Annotated in this window: 1 protein-coding gene; it reads right to left on the bottom strand. The window is 66.5% G+C overall.

Annotated elements, in window-relative coordinates:
• The coding region (locus tag NOG11_RS14790; protein ID WP_256620588.1) for an Ig-like domain-containing domain at window positions 1-3059 on the bottom strand (3059 nt) is incomplete at its 3' end.
• Window positions 3060-3150 lie beyond the last annotated feature (91 nt).

The following is a 3150-nucleotide window of genomic DNA, read 5'->3' on the forward strand; positions in this document are numbered from 1 at the left end:
GCCACTCTCACATCATATCCTTCGTTTTGTTGGAGGAGTGTTTTGGGGGTGAGGGTTGCTTGTGTTCTGGCGTCGGTGAGGGTTTTGGTGACCTCGACGGTGTTGCCCTGGCTGTCGGCGAGGGTGATGGCGTCAAGGCTTGCCGGCTCGATGGGTTCGGAGAAGCGCACGCGGATGCGGGCGTTGGTGGGTACGTCCGTCTGCCCGGCCACGGGGCTGGTCAAGAGCACTTCGGGGCTGGTCTCGTCCTCTTCGAGACCGGTGGTGAAGCGCGGATAGATCCAGTTGTACCCCCCTGCATTGCCGGTCAGGTCGGTCAGGCTCGCATAGTAGGAGATGTAGGTGTCGTAGTCCCGGTTCACCGCCAAAGGCTCGTCGGGGACGAAGCTCACCGTCAGACCGTCCGCCGACAGGCTCGCCTCGCCCTCGACGAAGACGCCGCCGGTCCGGTCGTAGAGGCGCACCGACTGGTCCGTCACCGAGGCCTCGGCGATGGGCTCGTCGAAGCTGACCTGCACATAGGCGTTCACCGGCACGTCCGTATTGTTGTTGTCCGGCGTGCTCGAGACCCGGGAGGGGCCTTGGAAGTCCGGCGTCCTGCCCGTGGTGAAGGCGCTCACCGTCTCGCTGAGGCTGTTGCCCGAGCGGTCCTCGATGCCGGAGATCGCCACCTCGAACTCGGTCTCGGGGGGCAGCGGGGCGAAGGGGGTGAAGACCACCCGCCTGTCCGAGGAGGAGAAGCGGAAGCTGCCCTCGTAGAGCTGGCCGTCCGAGGCGCGCCGCAGGGCGATCGTCCCCGCATCCGCGGTGATCGCCGCCACCGTCTCGGAGAAGTCCAAGGTCACCTCGGCATTGATGCCCACCCCTTCGGCCCCCTGGGGCGGGAACTGGGCCGTGAGCATCGGCGCCATCTCGTCGAGGCCGGTCTCGCCTGCGCCAAGATCGGGCTGGACGAAGTAGTAGTAGTAGCTCGCAGGCGAGAAGGCCTGGCCGTCAAGATCGGCGATGCCGCTGCGGAAGTTGAGATAGGCATAGGTGCCCTGAACGCCGGTCAGGGGCTCGTCGGGCACGAAGCGGATCACCCTTCCCCCCTTCTCCAGGCTCACCTGACCGGCGATCTTCGCCCCCGAAGGCGCGGTCAGATCCACCGTGTCCGCGCTCACGCTCGCAGGGTCGAGGGGCTCGGAGAACTCCACCAGGAACACCGTCGAGAGGGGGTTCTGGCTGGTGTAGAAGTTCGGGCTCGAGCGCTGGATGGTGGGCGCACGGCTACCGTCGCTGCTCGTGTCCTCGGTCCTGAACGAGCCGGCATGGTCGTAGAGCTGGTTGCCCGCCTCATCGGTGGCGTCCGAGGTCACCCAGACCTGCACCAGGCTGCCGTCCGAGGCGAAGGGCTCGTCGGGAACCGCCACCAGGGCCTGCCCCTCCCCCTCGAGCCGGAAGCTGCCGGGGATCAAGGTGCCGTCCTGGGCCAGGAACAGGGCCTCGCCGATGCTGGACGCCGCCAAGGCATCATCGGCATAGAGGGTCACCGCCGTCGCCCCCGGCACGCCCGAGGCGCCGCTCGAGGGGCGCTGCACGGTGATGCGCGGACGGGTCGTGTCCAGGGCCTCGCCGGTCATGTAGCTCGCCTGGAAGGGAGCCGCGCCGTTGCCGGCGAGGTCCTGCACATCCGAGGTCACCACCACCGTCACCTGCGAGGAGGCCGGCAGCGAGGTCGACAGGGTCAGGGTCCTGTTGTCCGCCGAGCGCGAGATCGAGGGGTTACGCCGCACGCCGTCGACGATCATCGTCACCGCATTGGTGTTGATGGTCGCCGCGTTCAGGCTCTCGGAGAAGGTCAGCACCACCGGCGATTGCGGCGAGGCCTCCGTGCCCGAAGCCGGGGTCATCATCACCACCCGCGGGGCCTCCTCATCGGCGCCGTCCGCGCCGGTGTCGAAGTAGTCCTGGAAGAACGCCGTGCCCTGACCCGAGACGTCGCGCACCCCGTTCGTCTCCACCCGCACATAGACCCGGCGGTTGGAGGGAAGCGTGGTCAGCGGCGTGAAGGTGATCCGGTTACCGGCCACCTCGTAGCTGCCCGCCACCACATTGTTCGAGCTGTTGTCGAGGCGCACCCGCACCGTGCTCGAAGACACGGTGGTGGGGTCCAGAACCTCGCCCTCGCCGAAGGTGAGCACGATCGGCGAGGTGACCTCCACCCCGCCCGTGCGCGGCGCCGGGCTCATCGAGAAGACCCGCGGCGCATCGAAGTCCCCGGCGGGAACGTTCGCGTCCTCGTAGAAGCCAAGAAGGCTGAAGCTGGCAAGGCGGGCATAGTTGGGATCGTTCTCGATCAGCTGCACCCGCACCTTCGAGACCCCAGCCACCTCGGCAAAGGACAAGGAGACCCGCCCGTCAGAGCCAAGGCTCTGAAGCGGGCTCTCATAGAGCTCCGCCCCGAGCGCGTCGTAGAGCTTGACGATGAAGCTCTCCGCATAGGACGCCGAGATCGGATCGTAAGCGGTCAGACCCGACACGGTCGCCGAGCCCGGAAGCTCGTACTCGGCATAGGTCTCCACCCCGTAAGCGGGGGTCTGGCGGTAGGCGGTCTGCCAGTACGAGCCGTCATTGCCGTCGATCGCCGAAGAAGGACCGCGCGAGCCGTTCTGGCTCGTCGCCGCAGCCGCAACCCCAGGCGAGCGCAGAAGATCGTAAGAGCCAAGGGTCGAGAAGGACGAGGTCGCCTGGGCCATCTCCGCCCCCGACACACCCACAAAGCCCGACACCGTCACCTCCACATCAGACCCAGAAGGCAGGCTGCCCGAAGGGGTGAAGGTCAGAACCATCCGGTCCGAAGAAAGGCTCACCTCGCCAGCAACCAGCTGGCCGCCCACACGGACCTCGACACTGCCCCCCTCAAGCGAGGTCGCCGACAAGGGCTGGTCAAACACGAACCGAAGCGAAGCGTTCGGCGCAATCCCCACCGAACCATCCACCACACTCGACGCCACAAGCTGCGGCGAACCCGCCTCCGCCGCATCACCCGTGTAGAAATCCGTGTAGCTTGCAACCAACGAGTTGCCAGCAACATCCGTAACACCACCACCAACCGTCAAACGATAACGACCAAGCGGAAGAAGAACGTCGATGGGCTGAAGATTGAGC

Origin of the sequence: Parvularcula maris (assembly GCF_024505085.1) — a bacterium.
Taxonomy (GTDB): Bacteria; Pseudomonadota; Alphaproteobacteria; order Caulobacterales; family Parvularculaceae; genus Parvularcula; species Parvularcula maris.